The sequence below is a fragment of the Azonexus hydrophilus genome, assembly GCF_038368255.1.
Lineage (GTDB): Bacteria > Pseudomonadota > Gammaproteobacteria > Burkholderiales > Rhodocyclaceae > Azonexus > Azonexus hydrophilus.
Genome location: NZ_CP151406.1, coordinates 2,252,129 through 2,269,491 on the forward strand (window position 1 = coordinate 2,252,129; position 17,363 = coordinate 2,269,491).

Below are 17,363 nucleotides of genomic sequence, written 5' to 3' on the forward strand. Positions count from 1 at the left end.
CCCGGTATCAGGCACGACGCACGCCGACCACGCCCTCGACCTCGTGAATCAAGGCCAGCGTGCGCTGCAGGTGGCGCAGATTGGTGATTTCGACGGTAAAACTCATGTGCGCATTCCCTTGCCGCGACTGCGTATTGACGCCGACGACATTGAGTTTTTCGCGGGCAAAGATTTCCGAGATGTCGCGCAGCAGGCCCTGGCGGTCGTGCGCATCGACAACGATGTCGCAGGCGAAGACGCCGGTGGTCTCGGTGCCCCAGTCGGTTTCGATGACCCGCTCCGGATGCAGGGCGGCCAGATTGGCGAAGTTGCTGCAATCGGCGCGGTGGATCGAGATGCCCTTGCCGCGCGTGATGAAGCCCTGGATTTCATCCGGTGGCGCCGGTTTGCAGCAGCGTGCCAGTTGCGTCAGCAGCTTGTCGACGCCGACGATGAGGATGCCCTGATTGCCTTCAACCGGCTTGCGCGGCTTGGTCTCGACGGTATCCGGCACCAGCGCTTCGAGCGAGGCGTCGCCGCGGACCACCGACTGAAAATGTCGCTGATTGAGATCGCCACGGGCAGCGGCAATGTACAGGTCGTCGGCCTTGGCGAAATCGAGCTTGCGTGCCAGTTCCTCGACATTGGCACCGGTCTGGCCGGCCCGCTGCAATTCCTTGGCGATCACCGCCCGCCCCTCGGCCAGCGTTTCTTCCAGCGCCAGGGTCGAGAACCAGTTGCGCACCTTGGTCCGCGCACTCTTGGTGTGGATGTAGCCGAGCGCCGGATTCAGCCAGTCGCGCGACGGCCCGCCCAGCTTGGCAGTCAGGATTTCGACCTGCTGGCCGGTTTCCAGCGGCGTATTGAGCGGCAGCAACTGGCCGTTCACCTTGGCGCCGCGGCAGCGGTGGCCGAGGTCGGTATGCACGCGGTAAGCGAAATCGACCGGCGTCGACCCCGACGGCAGGTCGACCACCCGCCCCTGCGGCGTCATCACGTAGATGGTCTCGTCGAGCGCCGCCTGCTTGTAATGATTGACCCAGTCGGAACTGTCGGCGACCTCGTTCTTCCAGGTCAATAGCTGGCGTAACCAGGCGATCTTCTCGTCGTAGGCATCGGCGCCCGGCGCCTTGGCGCCTTCCTTGTAGCGCCAGTGCGCGGCCACGCCGAGCTCGGCGTGCTTGTGCATTTCCCAGGTGCGGATCTGGATTTCCAGGCTGCGCCCGTCCGGGCAATGCACCGCCGTATGCAGCGAACGGTAGTGATTGCCCTTGGGATTCGAGATGTAATCGTCGAACTCCTTGGAAATCGGCGCCCACAGGTTATGCACGATGCCCAGCGCGGTATAGCAGTCCTTGACGTCGTCGACGATGATGCGCAGCGCGCGCACGTCGTAGACCTCGGAGAAATCGACGCCTTTCTTGCGCATCTTGTTCCAGATGCTGAAGATGTGCTTCGGCCGGCCGTAGATTTCGGCGTTGGTGATGCCGGCCTCGGCCAGTTCGCTGCGTACCCGGTCGACCGCATCGTTGATGAAGGACTCGCGCTCGCTGCGCTTTTCATCCAACTGCTTGGCGATGGTTTTGTAGATGTCGGGATGGATGAAGCGGAAGGACAGGTCCTCCAGCTCCCATTTCAGTTCCCAGACCCCCAGCCGGTTGGCCAGCGGCGAATAGAGTTCCAGTGTCTCGCGTGCCACCTGGACGCGCAGTTCGTCCGGATTGGCCGCATAGAAACGCAGGGTTTGCGTCCGGCTGGCCAGGCGCAGCAGGACGACGCGGATATCCTCGACCATGGCCAGCAGCATCTTGCGCAACACTTCGACCTGGGCACGCATTTCCGCCGGGTTGCTCTCGCCGGCTTCGATATCGACGGCGACGAAGCCCTTGGCAATCGGCCGCAAACGGTTCAACCGGGAAATGCCATGAACCAGATGCGCCGCCGGCTTGCCGAATTTTTCCTCGATGGCGGTAATGCCGTGTTCATCCTGCGCAGGAATGGCGAACAGCACCGCCGCGATGCGCGACTCCACATCGAGCTTGAGCCCGGCAATGATGACGGCCATGCCCAGCGCGTGCGACCAGACCCGCTCACCACTGCCCAGCGTCCGGTCACCATAAGCCTCCCAGGCATAGGCAACGGCGTCGTGCAGACGTTGCGCATCAGCGGTCGGCAGACCCGCCGCAAGAATGGCAAGAAATTGCTCGAAATCGCTTTGAGCAGCGACGGAATGGGCGACGGAAACCATGGCCGCAATTATAGGTCTCAGCCATCAGGAAAGACAGAGACCGGGAACAATGCTTACAGACTGTCACAAGAATGTTCAGCCCCGGGGAAATCGGGGTTTACCCTACTCCCCCACCCTCGCTTTCTGTGGGACCGTGCACGGCGTTGTGCCCGCATCGGCCGACTTGCCCATGGCCACAAGCTGACGCGGCATCCAGAGACAAACCTTTTACGTCACCCGTAAGGAGAAAACATGAAGAAAATCACCGCACTGGCCGCCTCGCTGGCTATCATCGGCACGCTTGGCGCCACGCCGGCACAAGCCCAGCAGAAATTCGTCACCATCGGTACCGGCGGCGTGACCGGCGTCTATTACGCAGCCGGCGGCGCCATCTGCCGCCTGATGAACAAGGACCGCGCCAAGCACGGCATCCGCTGCTCGGTCGAAAGCACCGGCGGCTCGGTCTACAACGTGAACACCATCAAGGGCGGCGAACTCGATTTCGGGGTCTCGCAATCCGACGTCCAGTTCAACGCCGTCAAGGGCCTGAACCAGTTCAAGGACGGCGGTGCGATGAGCGACCTGCGTGCCGTCTTCGCCCTGCATCCGGAACCGCTGACCATCGCTTCGCGCAAGGAAGCCAACGTCGCCAAGTTCGAAGACTTCAAGGGCAAACGCTTCAACATCGGCGTCCCCGGCTCCGGCCAGCGCGCCACCATGGAAGTCCTGCTGCCGGCGATCAACATGAAGAACGCCGACTTCTCGCTGGTTTCCGAATTGAAACCTGACGAGCACGGCGCCGCCCTGTGCGACAACAAGATCGACGGCTTCGCCTTCGTCGTCGGCCACCCGGCCGCCAATATCCAGGACGTCACGACGACCTGCGGCGCCAAGCTGGTCAATGTCACCGGCCCCGGTGTCGACAAGCTGATCGCCACCTATCCGTATTACGCCAAGGCCACCATCCCGGGCGGCATGTACGCCAACAACCCGAACCCGACCACGACCTTCGGCGTCGTTGCCAGCATCGTTTCGTCGGCCAAGGTGTCGGACGAAGTGGTGTACACCCTGGTCAAGTCCGTGTTCGAAAACTTCGACGAGTTCAAGAAACTGCACCCGGCTTTTGGCAACCTCGACCCGAAGACGATGATCAAGGACGGTCTGTCGGCCCCGCTGCACAACGGTGCGGTCAAGTACTACAAGGAAAAGGGCTGGATGTAATCCTGCCTGCGGCCGGTGTCGTCCGGGCGTCCTGACGATGCCGGCCAGTGAAGCACCTACAGCAAGGCGCCGCTGGCGTCTTGCTGCGTTTACATCAGCCCGAAATTCTGGGGGAACCGCAGCATGACAAGCTCGGACAAAAAAAACACCATTCATGAACTGAGCGACGAACAGCTCAAGCAGATCGTCGCCGAAGCCGATACCGGCGGTCGAAAACCCACCGGCATCGCCGCCCAGTTGCTGGTCGCCATCGCCCTGGCCTGGTCGCTGTTCCAATTATGGATCGCCTCGCCGCTACCCTTCTCGCTGGGCATCTTCGTCCTCAACGATACCCAGTCGCGCGCCATCCACCTCGGTTTCGCCGTCTTCCTCGCGTTTGCCGCCTACCCGGCGTGGAAACGCTCGCCGCGCGCCTACGTGCCGGCCATCGACTGGCTGCTCGCTGCGGCTGCGGCCTTCTGCGCCAGTTACCTGTTCCTGTTCTACAACGAGTTGGCGCAACGCCCCGGCATGCCCACCGACCTCGACCTGGCCGTCGCCGTGGTCGGTCTGATCCTGCTGCTTGAAGCCGCCCGCCGCGCCCTCGGCCTGCCGATGGTGATCCTGGCCATCTGCTTCCTGATCTACATCTTCTTCGGTCAGTACATGCCCGAGGTCATTGCCCACCGGGGCGCTTCACTGGCCAAGGGCATGAGCCACATCTGGCTGACCACTGAAGGCGTTTTCGGCGTAGCGCTCGGCGTCTCGGCCAGCTTCATCTTCCTCTTCGTGCTCTTCGGCGCCCTGCTCGAAACGGCCGGCGCCGGCAATTACTTCATCAAGTCGGCCATTGCCCTGCTCGGCCACATGAAGGGCGGCCCGGCCAAGGCCGCGGTGGTTGCCTCGGCCAGTACCGGCGTCATTTCCGGTTCATCGATCGCCAACGTGGTGACCACCGGCACCTTCACCATCCCGCTGATGAAGAGCGTCGGTTATCGCCCCGACCAGGCGGCTTCGGTCGAAGTCTCGTCGTCGGTCAACGGCCAGATCATGCCGCCGGTGATGGGCGCTGCGGCCTTCCTGATGGTCGAATATGTCGGCATCTCCTACGTCGAGGTGATGAAGCACGCGCTGGTCCCGGCACTGATTTCCTACTTCGCGCTGTTCTACATCGTGCATCTGGAAGCCCTGAAGATGAAGCTTGAGGGGCTGCCGCGCCGCGAGCCGCTGCCCTGGCAGAAGGCGCTGACCTCAACGCTGATGACCGTCTCCGGTCTGGTCATCCTGTCGGCCATCGTCTACTTCGGCTTCGGCTGGATCAAGGATCTGGCCGGTGACGCTGCCTTTGCCATCGTCGGTCTGCTGATGCTCGGCGCCTATATCGCCATCGTCCGCTTTGCCGCCCGCTATCCAGAACTGCACATGGACAAACCGGACGAGAAGATGGAGTACCTGCCGGAAATCGGGCCGACGCTGAAGTCCGGCCTGCACTTCCTGTTGCCGGTCGCCGCCCTCGTCTGGAACCTGATGGTCGAGCAGCTTTCGCCCGCGCTGTCGGCCTTCTACGCGACGCTGTTCCTGATGTTCATCCTGGTCACCCAGCGGCCGCTGTTCGCCTTCTTCCGTGGCCAGGGCGAGTTCGTCGCCGCCGGCCGCCAGGGTTTCAAGGACCTGTTCGACGGCCTGGTCACCGGTGCCCGCAACATGATCGGCATCGGCATCGCCACCGCCACGGCCGGCGTCATCGTCGGCACCGTGACGCTGACCGGCGTCGGCCTGGCGATGACCGAACTGGTCGAACTGCTGTCCGGCGGCAACCTGATGGTCATGCTGGTGCTGGTCGCGCTGATCTCGCTGATCCTCGGCATGGGCCTGCCGACCACCGCCAACTACATCGTCGTGTCGACGCTGATGGCCCCGGTGATCGTCGAGCTCGGCGCCCAGAGCGGCCTGCTCGTGCCGCTGATCGCCGTCCATCTGTTCGTCTTCTACTTCGGTCTGATGGCCGACGTCACGCCGCCGGTCGGTCTCGCCTCCTACGCTGCCGCCGGCATCGCCAAGAGCGACCCGATCAAGACCGGCTTCACCGCCTTCGGCTACAGCGCGCGGACGGCGATCCTGCCGTTCATGTTCATCTTCAACACGCAGTTGCTGCTGATCGGCATCACCGACGCCTTCCACCTGTTCCTGACCATCGGCAGTGCGACGCTGGCCAGCCTGATGTTCGCGGCGGCGACCCAGGGCTTCTTCGTTACCCGCAACCGCATCCACGAAACGCTGTTGCTGTTGCTGGTCACCTTCAGCCTGTTCCGCCCCGGCTTCTGGATGGACATGATCTATCCACCGTTTGACGAAGTGGCGCCGACCGAGCTCACCCGCCTGGTCGAGGAGGCCCCGCGCAACGCCAAGCTGCGTGTCTGGGTCGAAGGCATTACGCTGGAAGGCAAGGAGATCACCAAGGGCGTGCTGCTGTCGCTCGGCGAACCGGGCAAGGCCAGCGAACGCCTCGGCCGCATGGGTCTGACGACGATGTCGCTGGGCGACCAGGTCCAGGTCGCCGCGGTACGCTTCGGCAGCCCGGCGGAAAAGCTCGGTCTTGAGCAAGGGTTCAACCTCAAGCATATCGAGGTACCCAACCCGGGCCGGCCGGACAAGGAATGGATCTTCATCCCGACGCTGATGTTGCTGGCGTTGGTCTGGTTCATGCAGCGCGCCCGCCGCGAACGCGAAAGCGCCGCGGCAACGCCGGCCTGAACGCAACCCTGGAAGGAAAGGATTCAGCATGAGCATGCATGACGACAATTCAGGCGCATCGGCCAGACTCGGCGGCCTTTCCTACCTCAACCCGGCGGCCCCGGAGCCCTGGGCCAGCTTCATCGAACAGATCGAGCGCGTGCGCCCCTACCTGGGGCCGCTCGAACGCTGGATCGAAACGCTGAAGCATCCGAAACGGACGCTGATCGTCGACGTGCCGATCGAGCGCGACGACGGGACCATCGCCCACTTCGAGGGCTACCGCGTCCAGCACAACCTGTCGCGCGGGCCCGGCAAGGGTGGCATCCGCTTCCACCCGGCGGTGACGCTCAACGAAGTCATGGCGCTGGCCGGCTGGATGACCGTCAAGAACGCCGCCATCGGCCTGCCCTTCGGCGGCGCCAAGGGCGGCATCCGGGTCGATCCGAGCAGCCTGAGCAAGGGCGAATTGCAGCGCATGACGCGCCGCTACACCTCGGAAATCGGTCTGATCATCGGCCCCGACCGCGACATTCCGGCACCCGACGTCGGCACCAACGCCAAGACCATGGCGGTGATGATGGACACCTTCTCGATGAACCGCGGCGGCACCGCCACCGGCGTCGTCACCGGCAAGCCGATTGCCCTGGGCGGCAGCCTCGGCCGCCAGGAGGCCACCGGTCGCGGCGTTTACCTGTGCGCCCGCGAAGCCGGCAAGCACCAGCACATCCCGATGGAAGGCGCGCGCGTCGTCGTCCAGGGCTTCGGCAACGTCGGCGGCATCGCCGCCCGGCTGTTCCGTGCCGCCGGTGCCCGCGTCATTGCCATCGCCGATCATACGGCGACGCTGGCCAACGAAGCCGGCATCGACATCCCGGCCGCCCAGGCCTGGGTCGCCGAACACGGCGGCCTGGCCGGCTTCAACGGCGCAGCGCCGATCGACATCGAGGACTTCTGGCAGCTCGAATGCGAGTATCTGGTCCCCGCCGCACTGGAAGGCCAGATCACGCCGGAACGCGCCAACCGCGTCCGCACCCGTGTCGTCGTCGAAGGCGCCAACGGCCCGACCACGCCGGCCGCCGACGACGTGCTGCGCGACCGTGGTGTCCTGGTCGTTCCCGACGTGCTGGCCAACGCCGGTGGCGTCACCGTGTCGTACTTCGAGTGGGTGCAGGATTTCTCCAGCTTCTTCTGGACCGAGGACGAGATCAACGCCCGCCTCGAACGTATCATGGTCAGCGCCTACGACGCCATCTGGCAGGTCGCGCAGGAAAAGCAGGTCCCGCTGCGCACCGCCGCCTTCATCATTGCCTGCCACCGCGTGCTCGAAGCGCGCGCCGAACGAGGGCTGTACCCCTGAAATACCTCACCAACCCCTATCTGCTGCTCACCCTGACCGCGCTGTTCTGGTCGGGCAATATGGTTCTTGGTCGCGGCATCCGTGCCGATGTACCGCCGATGGCACTGGCCTTCTGGCGCTGGGCCATTGCCTTCATGCTGGTCCTGCCGCTGGCGCTGCCGCACCTGAAAAGTCAGTGGCAGCTGCTCAAGCAAGGCTGGCGGCCGGTGTTCGTCCTCGGCCTGCTCGGCGTCGGCGGCTACAACACCTTCGCCTACCTGGCCTTGCAGACGACCACGGCGACCAACGCGGTGCTGCTCAACTCCTTCATCCCGGTGGCCACCATCGCCATCTCCTGGGCCTTCCTCGGCAAGCGGCTGACGCCGCTGGCCGCGCTCGGCGTCGTCGTCTCGCTGATCGGCGCGCTGACCATCGTCGCCCGCGGCGACCTCGACGTGCTGCTGCACCTCGCGCTCAACACCGGCGACCTGTGGATGCTCGCTGCCGTCGCCATCTGGGCCATCTACACGGTCGGCCTGGCCTGGCGCCCGGCCGGCGTCCATCCGATGCTGATGCTCGCCGCCTTCACCGCGGTCGGCCTGGCCGCGCTGTTCCCGGCCTATCTCTGGGAAATGGCCCAGGGGCGGACGATCAACGTGCATGCCGGCTCGCTGCTGTCACTGGCCTATGTCGGCATCTTCCCCAGCTTCGTCGGCTACATCTTCTACAACCGCGGCGTGGCCGAAGTCGGTGCCAACAAGGCCAGCCTGTTCATCCACCTGATGCCGGTGTTCGGCACGCTGCTGTCGGTCGTCTTCCTCGGTGAAATCCCTTACGCCTACCACTACGCCGGCATCGCGCTGATTTTCGCCGGCATCTGGCTGACCATGAAGAAAGGCTGACATGGGCCTGCTCGACTGGCTGCGCCGGCGCCCGCAGCCGATTCCCGAGGCCTTGTGGCAGCAGACCATGGACAGCCTGCCCTTCTTCCGGCACCTGGACGAAGACGAGCGGCAGGCACTGAAATCCCTGAGCGAAGCCTTCCTGGCGGAAAAGGAGTTTTCCACCGCCGGCGGCCTGGAACTGACCGATGAAATCTGCGTCGCCATCGCCGCCCAGGGCTGCCTGCCCATCCTGAAGCTCGGCCTGGCCGCCTACCGCGAATGGGTCGGCATCATCGTCTACCCCGACGAATTCGTCGTTCGGCGCGAAGTTGCCGACGACGACGGCGTCGTGCACGAATACGACGACGTACTCTCCGGCGAAGCCTGGGAAGGCGGCCCGCTGCTGGTGTCCTGGCGCGACGTGCAGATGGCCGGCGGCGACTACAACGTAGTCATCCACGAATTCGCGCACAAGCTCGACATGCTCAACGGCGACGTCGATGGCATGCCGGCACTGCATTCGGGCATCACGGCCAGTGAATGGGAAGGCATCTTCCACCCGGCCTACGACGACTTCTGCCGTCGCGTGGACGACGGCGAAGAGACGATCATCGACCCCTATGCCAGCGAGGCGCCGGCCGAGTTCTTCGCCGTGCTCAGCGAATGCTTCTTCGGCATTCCCGAGGTCGTCGATGCCGAATACCCGGCGGTCTATGACCTGCTGCGCCGCTATTTCCGCCAGGACCCACTGGCCCGCTTGTCCGCGTAATTCCGGACAAAACAAAGCCGGCCCCGCAGGGCCGGCCATTTGGCTAACGGCTGGAAACGATCAGACCTTGCTGACCAGATTCGACAGCGTGACGTTGGTGGCCACCTGGGCCAGCAGCTTCTGCAGGCCGACACGGGCCTTCAGGTTGATGATCAGCGGTGCGCGCAGGCTCGGTGCAATGCCGGCGCCTTCTTCTTCCTGCTTGTACAGGATCAGCATCACGGCGACGTCCTCGGCGGCCGGCGATTGCAGCAGTGCATCTTCCTCGTCGGTCAGTTCGAGCTCATAGCTGAAACCCAGCGCAGCCGGGTCCATGATCTGGAAAGCCAGCGCCGGCTCGTCCAGCGACTGCAGCGTGAAACTGGCCGGCGCGCCCTTGCCTTCCTCGTGCGCCAGCATGAAGCGGGTCTTGCCCTCGAAAGCGAACAGCCCCTTCGGGAAAGTAATCACTTTTTCCGGCGAAACATCGACGGCACCAAACAGGTAAGTCTGAACTTGCATGTATTTCCTCCTCTGTCATTGGAATGCTTACAAACGCATCCTACACCAGTCGGACAAGAGTTGTAATTTCAGTTTGGATTCCGCATCATTCACCCCCCATTTTTGCAGTATCGCCTTCAATGCTCGCTCCCATCGAACACCGCATCGCCCTCGAACTCAACGTCCGTCCGGCCCAGGTCAAGGCCGCCGTCCAGCTGCTCGACGAAGGTGCCACCGTGCCCTTCATCGCCCGCTACCGCAAGGAAGTCACCGGCGAACTCGACGACACGCAACTGCGCACGCTGGAAGAACGCCTCGGTTACCTGCGCGAACTCGAAGACCGGCGCGGCGCGGTGCTCGCCAGCATCGAGGAACAGGGCAAGCTGACGCCGGAACTGCGCGGCGAGATCGAAAACGCCGAAACCAAGCAGCGCCTCGAAGACCTCTACCTGCCGTACAAGCAGAAGCGCCGGACCAAGGCGCAGATCGCCCGCGAAGCCGGGATCGAGCCGTTGGCCCTCGGCCTGCTGGAGAACCCCGAGCTGACGCCGGAAGACGAGGCCGAGAAGTACCTCAACGCCGACGCCGGCTTCGCCGACACCAAGGCGGTGCTCGATGGCGCCCGCCAGATCCTGATGGAGAAGTTCGCCGAAGACGCGCAACTCTTGCAGACGCTGCGCGACTACCTGAAGGAACACGGCCTGCTCAAATCGACGGTAATCGAAGGCAAGGAGACCGAAGGCGCCAAGTTCCGCGACTGGTTCGACTTCGCCGAATCCATCGTCGACATGCCCTCGCACCGCGCGCTGGCCCTCTTGCGCGGGCGCAACGAAGGCTTCCTCAACGTCGCCCTGGTGCTCGATTCCGAACTCAACGAAGACGCCGTCAAGCCCGGCCCGAACGCCTGCGAGCAGCGCATCGCCGCCCGCTTTGGCATCAGCCATAAAAACCGTCCGGCCGACAAATGGCTGCAGGACACCGTGCGCTGGACCTGGAAGGTCAAGGTCTATACCCACCTCGAACTCGAACTGGTCAACGAACTGCGCGAGCGCGCCGAGGAAGAAGCGATCCGCATCTTCGGCAAGAACCTCAAGGACCTGCTGCTCGCCGCACCGGCCGGCCAGCACGTGACCATGGGCATCGACCCGGGCATCCGCACCGGCTGCAAGATCGCCGTCGTCGACGCCACCGGCAAGCTGCTCGACACCGCCACCATCTACCCGCACGAACCACGCAACGACTGGGGCGGCTCGATCTCGACCATCGCCCGCCTGGCCTCGACGCACGGCGTGACCCTGGTCGCCATCGGCAACGGCACTGCCAGCCGCGAAACCGACAAGCTGGTCCAGGACGTCATGAAGAAGTACCCGGAAGCCCGGCTGCAGAAGATCGTCGTCTCGGAAGCCGGTGCTTCGGTGTATTCCGCCTCCGAACTGGCGGCCAAGGAATTCCCCGACCTCGACGTATCGATCCGCGGTGCGGTGTCGATTGCCCGCCGCCTGCAGGACCCGCTGGCCGAACTGGTCAAGATCGAACCGAAATCCATCGGCGTCGGCCAGTACCAGCACGACGTCTCGCAGACCAAGCTGGCGAAGAATCTCGATGCCGTCGTCGAGGACTGCGTGAATGCCGTCGGCGTCGATGTGAATACCGCCTCGGTGCCGCTGCTGACCCGCATCTCCGGCCTGAACGCCGGCCTGGCCGCCAACATCGTCAGCTACCGCGATGCCCACGGCGCCTTCAAGAGCCGTGACGACCTGAAGAAGGTGCCGCGCCTCGGCGACAAGACGTTCGAACAGGCCGCCGGCTTCCTGCGCGTGCCCAACGGTGACAACCCGCTCGACGCGTCTTCCGTGCACCCGGAAGCCTATCCGCTGGTCGAGAAGATCATCGTCGACCTGAAGAAGCCGATCAAGGAACTGCTCGGCAACAGCCAGGCGCTCAAGGGCCTCAATCCGGCCAAGTACACCGACGAACGCTTCGGCCTGCCGACCGTGCAGGACATCTTCAAGGAACTGGAAAAGCCCGGCCGCGACCCGCGTCCCGAATTCAAGACGGCGACCTTCGCCGACGGCGTCGAGGAAGTGAAGGACCTGCGCCCCGGCATGATCCTCGAAGGCGTCGTCACCAACGTCGCCGCATTCGGCGCCTTCGTCGACATCGGCGTGCACCAGGACGGTCTGGTCCATGTCTCGGCGCTGTCCAACACCTTCGTCAAGGACCCGCACGACGTGGTCAAGGCCGGCCAGGTGGTGAAAGTGAAGGTGCTCGAAGTCGACCTCGCCCGTCAGCGCATCGCGCTGACCATGCGCATGGGCGACGAACCGAAGAAGCACGACGGCGGCAGCCAGCGCGGCGCGCCGCTGTCGAAGCAACAGACCCGCCACAACGCCCCGCCGCCGGCCGGCAACGCGATGGCCAACGCCTTCGCCAAGCTGAAGCGCTAAGTCAGGGCTGTGCGGCTTAAAGGAACCCGTAAATCACCGGTTCAGCGCGCGCTATCGCTGCTAACCGACGATATCGGCCAAGCCGCCTCCCAACAACAAGCGTGATCGAAGTCGTCGATGACGACGACTTCGGGCGCCAGACCGGGCGGGAAGCGGGCAAGATAGCCAGCAATTCCGTGCATACCGGTCTGACGGTCCCGGCCGCCGACGAAATGGCGTTGGGGAAGATGTTGCAGCACCTGCCAATAATCCGCCGGATTCAGCGATCCGCTTAATGGTGAAACCTCCAGCCCTTGTGCCCAGCCAACATGATCCAGCACACCGGCAACGCTGACGAGTTGCACCACGTCCTGGCGCCGTGCCGCAACCAGTGCGGCGACAGCCGCCCCTCCCGAATAACCGACCAAGCGGATGCTGCGCGCGCCAAAGCGCTGTTTCATCGCATCAACCGCAAGATTCATGGCATCGACGATTTCCTCGGAGAAGCGCGCCTGCGTCCAATCCGCTGCCGAACACTGCGCGCGAATCGAATCGGGAACATACTGGCAAGGTCGTGCCAGATAAGCGCTGACCGCCAGCCCTTCCTTGAGGGCCAGGCGCAAGGCCAGCGGATCGAGGGGCGTCGGATCGCTGGCTGGCGTACGTGGGTCCAGCCAGGCGCGGCCATCGCCTTCGATGTACAAGGTTAACGTTTCCGTGTTCGTCGGCGGGGGATGCAAGGCCAGCAATTCGAAACGCCCAGCCTGCAGCCGCGTAGCCTGCCAGCCTGACTGGATCGCCAGATCATGCGCCTGAGTCAGCCGGGCAGCGGGCGAGAGCTTAGCGCAGCCGGTAATCAGATATAGCACAGCAGCCAGGCAAATGAAGAAACCGGGCTTAGCCGTCCGGTTTCTTCTGAAGCGACTCGTTCCGGAATCAGAAATGCCAGAGCACACGAGCCGTCAGCTGATGCAAGCGGGACTCAGACTTGAATTCCCCGTCGTAATTCACGGAAATCGTCATCCCATCACCAACGATCTGACGATAGCCCAGTCCTAGTTGCAACGCGTCCCGCTTGGGCTTTTGCTCGTCGATCGTGAATGCTGCCCCACCGCTGCTCAGGCTGGCACGGATTTCCGGCGCATCGGCGAACTCATGCAGGTAGCGGGTACGCAGGCTCAACAAGCTGGACGACGACAACTGCCGATTCAGTTCGACACCGAGCACTGACTGCAGCGAGGTGGCACTGCCATCATCGATGCGCAGTGCGGCGGCAGCATTGCCTGTCTCGGCATAAGCCGAGGTGCTGAGGAAGGCGGCACGGGCACCGGCGAGCCAGCGACCGGACCATCCCTGAGCGATCGCAAACGGGAATCCAGCCTCAAACCGGGCGCTGACGCCAAGGCCATGATAGTCGCCGAACAGTTGACCGGAAAAACCAGGAATATCAACCCGACGCCGGCTATCGTACTTGTTGTAGGCTGCCAGCAGCGAGGCGTCGAGCGTCATCGCATCTTCCGCCCGGCTGAAATACCCGCCAAGATGATATCCGTCGACGCGCAAATCGTCGCCGTTTGCGATGTCGACACCATTAACCCTAGCCTGGGTATATCCACCGGACAAGCCGATCACGTCCCGTCCCGAGCGATCACTCTCGAAGCCGAAGGCAATACCACCGGCGCCGGTACGATAGCCGCCGACATCGGCGCGTGAATCCTGCCGCCCGGCAGCGCCCAGCACCTCCACCCAGAAGCGACCGCTGGCAGCATCGCCGCCGGCAATGCCACGTCCGGACCCGGTAACGCCACGGTTACTGAATGCCGACATCAGCATCCCCGACGACAGTTGTGAGGACTGGAACGCAGCCCCCGAACGGACCGGTGCGATCTGTCCCAACGCCTGCCTAAAGGCAGCCTGTGAAGGCTGGTTATCCAGCGCTGCGAGCAATTCATCGGACGAAGAACTGCCGCCCTGGCCGAGCGCTTCCAGTACACCTGCCAGCCCGCTGACCTCAGCACCGGCCAGGGTCGCCATCGAGTTGCTACGGCTGGCCGTCAGGATCAAATTGCCACCGACATTGCTCAGGGCATAACTGACCGTCGCCGAATCGGCGTCCGCCGCCAGCGTCGTCACACCGGATACGCCCCCCTGGATCAGGGTGTATTGAGCGCCGTTGGCTACGTAAGCAAGCGGAATCGGTTTGATCGTCGAACCGGCAGCCAGCGTAGTCGTTCCGGTAACCGTGAAGCGGTCGCTGGCATTGCCCTGCCCCACCCCCATCTCGATCAACGAGGTCGAACCGAAGGCGAGGTCTCCTGCAACGCTGACATTGCGCAGCGCATTGCCGCTGGGCCGCAAGAAAGTACCGTCAACGCCGATATTCCCGCTGGTCGAGAACTGACCGTTGACCTGCAGGCTGGCACCCGCATCAACCTGCAAGGACGTGACAGCGCCCAGGCCATAGTCGAAAACCGTACTACCAGCGCGTACGACAAAACGCTCGAAGCCGCTCAGCGTACCGCTGGCGAAACGCTGCGTGCCCCCGGTTTCCAGCGTATCGATACCGGCACCACCGGCGATGCTGCCGATAACAACACCCGTCCCGCCACCATTGAACAGCTTCAGGACATCATCGCCGTCGCCCATGTCGATGGCCATGCCGTTCCTGCCCTCGATCCTGCCGTAGTTGGTCAGCGAGTCGGCGCCACCGCCCATCTGGACCGCAGCACCGGCAGTCGTGCTGGCTGCCTCGTCGACCAGCGTCGAACCGGCGCCGCCAGTAATGCTGCCACTGGCGTAGTTGATCAATACATCATCGAAATTGCCGACCAAACCGATCGCCGTACGGTTCTCACCAACGATGCTGCCTTCGTTGAATATCCGGGCACTGGCCGGATTGGTCGACGACGTTCCTCGCCCCGCCGCTACGGCGGTACCGTTGGCCCCGTCATCGATCAGGATACCTTTGGATTGGCCGTAGATCGTCGCACCAGCATGGTTGATGATCGTACCGCCGCCGGCTGCGATACCGTCAGCACCGTTGGGATTGCCACCAGAATCGAGACCGCCTGCGCCCGTCCCGCGGATACTGCCCCAGTTCTCAACATAAGCCACACCGTCGATATCGACGCCATCGCCGTCACCGTTACTGGTGGTCAGGCCGAGCCCCTCGTGGTCGTATACATTGCCCGCACCAGCGTAGTTTCCGGTAATCGTGCCGTAGTTGATGACCACGCCGTGACCATCGAGACCAACACCCGAACCGTTGTTGCCGGTAATGACGCCGTCGGCATAGTTGATCACGACCGTATCGTCAATCTTGACGCCGGAAGTCGTGACAGCCCCAACGACCTTATCGAAGGTGACGCCGTTCGGCCCGGTCGCCGTGACGACCAGGCGGTCGATACCGATCAGATCGGCGTCGGCATTCGCCGCAACCGGATCGCCACCATCAATGCCATGACGCGGCCCGGTGATTGTTCCGTAGTTGAGGATGGCAACATTCGAACGGCCATTCTCGACCGCCACGCCATCCGCCGCCGAATAATCGTTGACGCAGCCGGCGCCGATGTAGCCCGGACAGCTGGTGTTCACCAAACCGGTCGAGAAGATGGAGCCATAGTTGGTCAGCGTGAAGTTGGTGCCGAGACGCAAGGCATCATTGCCGGTCGAACTGATGACCGCCGCACTGTTGCTCACCGAGCCGTTGATGATCCGGTTGTTGGTCGAACTGTAGTTGGCATCGGCCTTGATCGCCCGCTCGCCATTGATCGCCGGACCGGTCTGCGAAATCGTCCCCTGGTTGTCGAGCAGATAGCTGCCGGCCGCCCGGTTGAAGCGGATCGCGACGCTGCCACTGGCGGTGATCACACCCCCTTGATTGTTGGTGATGCTCAGTACCGGTGTTCCCGTATTGGCGTCAATCGTGCGTCCGCTGCCAGTCTGGCTGATGGTACCGCTGTTGGTGAGCGATGTGGTGCCGGCACCGACCGTCACCGCAACGGTCGCACCCGACGTCGTCAGTACGCCGGTGGCCGCTACCGATCCCGTATCCCCACTGGCAATGGTCTGACCGCTGGTATTGGTATCACCAGCACCGACGGTGAAACTCGCCGCATACGCCTGGGAAAGGAACAAGGTCTGCACTGCCAGTGCCAGCGGCAAACGCCGAAATACAGGATTCATCCAAAGCCCCCGTGAAAAAATGCCACGAGTCTATGAGGATGCTGTTACATGGGCGTTACACCCTGGCCGGCAACTAGCGCGGCATTGCCCGCAGATACTGCGCCGGCCAGGCAGCAGCGACGCCCAGCGCCTGCGCCGCCTGCAGCGGCCAGTAAGGATTGCGCAGGATTTCGCGGCCGACCAGCACCAGGTCGGCCTCGCCGTTGGCGACAATGGCCTCGGCCTGCGCCGGTTCGGTAATCAGGCCGACGGCCGCCACCGGCAAACCGGCCTCCTGCCGGATGCGCGTGGCGAACGGCACCTGGAAGCCGGGCCCGGCGGGAATTTTTGCACTCGGAATCAGGCCGCCGGACGAGACATCGACCAGATCGACGCCGTCTTCCTTGAGCAGCCGGCACAGCGCCACCGTCTGCTCGATATCCCAGCCGCCCTCGACCCAGTCGGTCGCCGACAGGCGGATCAGCAACGGCAGTTCCTGCGGCCAGACGGCGCGTACGGCAGCCACCACCTCGCGCGTCAAGCGCACGCGATTGGCAAAGCTACCGCCGTATTCGTCGCCGCGCCGGTTGCTCAGCGGCGACAGGAACTGGTGCAGCAGATAACCGTGCGCGGCATGGATTTCGACCATCCGGAAACCCGCCGTCAACGCCCGCCCTGCCGCCGCGGCAAACGCTGCCACCACGGCGGTGATAGCGGCCGCATCCAGCGCCTGCGGTTCGGCATAGCCCTCGAAAGCGATGGCCGACGGCGCCACCGCCGTCCACCCGCCCGCTTCCGCGCTCAAGGTAGATTGTGCTTCCCAGCCGCGGCCAACGCTGGCCTTGCGCCCGGCGTGCGCCAGCTGGATCGCCGGCACCGCACCCTGGCTCTCGATCAGGCGGGCAAGGCGGGCCAGCGGCCCGATCTGGGCCTCGTTCCACAACCCCAGGTCGCCCGGGCTGATCCGCCCTTCCGGCAGCACCGCGCTGGCCTCGACGATCAGCAAGCCGGCACCGCCGACGGCGCGGCAGCCGTAATGCTGCGCGTGCCAATCACCGGCCAGGCCATCGGTGGCGGAATACTGGCACATCGGCGGAATGCCGATGCGGTTGGGCAGGGTCAGGCTGCGCAGCGTCAGCGGTTCAAACAAGGCGGACATCAG

Annotated in this window: 11 protein-coding genes; 6 read left to right on the forward strand and 5 right to left on the reverse strand. The window is 63.8% G+C overall.

The features are described from left to right. Positions 1 to 7 precede the first annotated feature (7 nt). On the reverse strand, positions 8 to 2,227 hold the full coding sequence (locus AADV58_RS10905; protein ID WP_341743178.1) for a bifunctional (p)ppGpp synthetase/guanosine-3',5'-bis(diphosphate) 3'-pyrophosphohydrolase: 2,220 nt from the start codon (positions 2,225 to 2,227) through the stop codon (positions 8 to 10). 231 nt (positions 2,228 to 2,458) lie between these two features. On the opposite strand from AADV58_RS10905, the gene AADV58_RS10910 reads away from it, so the two are divergent. From AADV58_RS10910 to AADV58_RS10930, 5 genes are all read left to right on the forward strand, one after another. Then, positions 2,459 to 3,427: a TAXI family TRAP transporter solute-binding subunit gene (locus AADV58_RS10910; RefSeq protein ID WP_341743179.1), complete on the forward strand. Its 969-nt coding sequence runs from the start codon at positions 2,459 to 2,461 to the stop codon at positions 3,425 to 3,427. Between the two features lie 123 nt (positions 3,428 to 3,550). Further along, positions 3,551 to 6,160, forward strand: coding sequence for a TRAP transporter permease (locus AADV58_RS10915; protein WP_341743180.1), 2,610 nt, complete (start codon positions 3,551 to 3,553; stop codon positions 6,158 to 6,160). A gap of 28 nt (positions 6,161 to 6,188) precedes the next feature. Then, positions 6,189 to 7,499, forward strand: a complete 1,311-nt coding sequence (locus tag AADV58_RS10920; protein ID WP_341743181.1) for a Glu/Leu/Phe/Val dehydrogenase — start codon at positions 6,189 to 6,191, stop codon at positions 7,497 to 7,499. Further along, complete coding sequence (locus AADV58_RS10925) at positions 7,496 to 8,380, forward strand: DMT family transporter (RefSeq protein ID WP_424243851.1); 885 nt, start codon at positions 7,496 to 7,498, stop codon at positions 8,378 to 8,380. The genes AADV58_RS10920 and AADV58_RS10925 overlap by 4 nt, the downstream gene beginning before the upstream one ends. 1 nt (position 8,381) lies before the next feature. Continuing rightward, positions 8,382 to 9,131 (forward strand): M90 family metallopeptidase, encoded by a 750-nt coding sequence (locus AADV58_RS10930; protein WP_341743183.1) that lies wholly within the window; start codon positions 8,382 to 8,384, stop codon positions 9,129 to 9,131. A gap of 60 nt (positions 9,132 to 9,191) precedes the next feature. Here AADV58_RS10930 and fliW read toward each other — a convergent pair whose 3' ends face one another. After that, on the reverse strand, positions 9,192 to 9,632 hold the full coding sequence (fliW, locus tag AADV58_RS10935; protein WP_298393096.1) for a flagellar assembly protein FliW: 441 nt from the start codon (positions 9,630 to 9,632) through the stop codon (positions 9,192 to 9,194). Between the two features lie 119 nt (positions 9,633 to 9,751). Between fliW and AADV58_RS10940 the strand changes: the two genes are divergently transcribed. After that, positions 9,752 to 12,058: a Tex family protein gene (locus AADV58_RS10940; protein ID WP_341743184.1), complete on the forward strand. Its 2,307-nt coding sequence runs from the start codon at positions 9,752 to 9,754 to the stop codon at positions 12,056 to 12,058. A 41-nt stretch (positions 12,059 to 12,099) separates the two neighbouring features. Here AADV58_RS10940 and AADV58_RS10945 read toward each other — a convergent pair whose 3' ends face one another. The 3 genes from AADV58_RS10945 to AADV58_RS10955 all read right to left on the reverse strand — a co-directional run bounded on the left by AADV58_RS10945 (position 12,100) and on the right by AADV58_RS10955 (position 17,360). After that, the gene (locus AADV58_RS10945; RefSeq protein WP_341743185.1) at positions 12,100 to 12,906 is read right to left on the reverse strand and encodes an alpha/beta hydrolase; all 807 of its coding nucleotides are present in this window, start codon (positions 12,904 to 12,906) and stop codon (positions 12,100 to 12,102) included. 67 nt (positions 12,907 to 12,973) lie between these two features. Beyond that, the gene (locus tag AADV58_RS10950; RefSeq protein ID WP_081700240.1) at positions 12,974 to 16,222 is read right to left on the reverse strand and encodes an autotransporter domain-containing protein; all 3,249 of its coding nucleotides are present in this window, start codon (positions 16,220 to 16,222) and stop codon (positions 12,974 to 12,976) included. Positions 16,223 to 16,295: 73 nt separating this feature from the next. Further along, positions 16,296 to 17,360, reverse strand: a complete 1,065-nt coding sequence (locus AADV58_RS10955; protein WP_281984353.1) for an NADH:flavin oxidoreductase/NADH oxidase — start codon at positions 17,358 to 17,360, stop codon at positions 16,296 to 16,298. Between the last annotated feature and the right edge of the window lie 3 nt (positions 17,361 to 17,363).

Coding starts and splice junctions, on each gene's coding strand:
- AADV58_RS10955 (WP_281984353.1), bottom strand. CDS start 17,360: ATGTCCGCCTTGTTTGAACCGCTGACGCTGCGCAGCCTGACCCTGCCC.
- AADV58_RS10930 (WP_341743183.1), top strand. CDS start 8,382: ATGGGCCTGCTCGACTGGCTGCGCCGGCGCCCGCAGCCGATTCCCGAG.
- AADV58_RS10950 (WP_081700240.1), bottom strand. CDS start 16,222: ATGAATCCTGTATTTCGGCGTTTGCCGCTGGCACTGGCAGTGCAGACC.
- AADV58_RS10920 (WP_341743181.1), top strand. CDS start 6,189: ATGAGCATGCATGACGACAATTCAGGCGCATCGGCCAGACTCGGCGGC.
- AADV58_RS10915 (WP_341743180.1), top strand. CDS start 3,551: ATGACAAGCTCGGACAAAAAAAACACCATTCATGAACTGAGCGACGAA.
- fliW (WP_298393096.1), bottom strand. CDS start 9,632: ATGCAAGTTCAGACTTACCTGTTTGGTGCCGTCGATGTTTCGCCGGAA.
- AADV58_RS10910 (WP_341743179.1), top strand. CDS start 2,459: ATGAAGAAAATCACCGCACTGGCCGCCTCGCTGGCTATCATCGGCACG.
- AADV58_RS10905 (WP_341743178.1), bottom strand. CDS start 2,227: ATGGTTTCCGTCGCCCATTCCGTCGCTGCTCAAAGCGATTTCGAGCAA.
- AADV58_RS10940 (WP_341743184.1), top strand. CDS start 9,752: ATGCTCGCTCCCATCGAACACCGCATCGCCCTCGAACTCAACGTCCGT.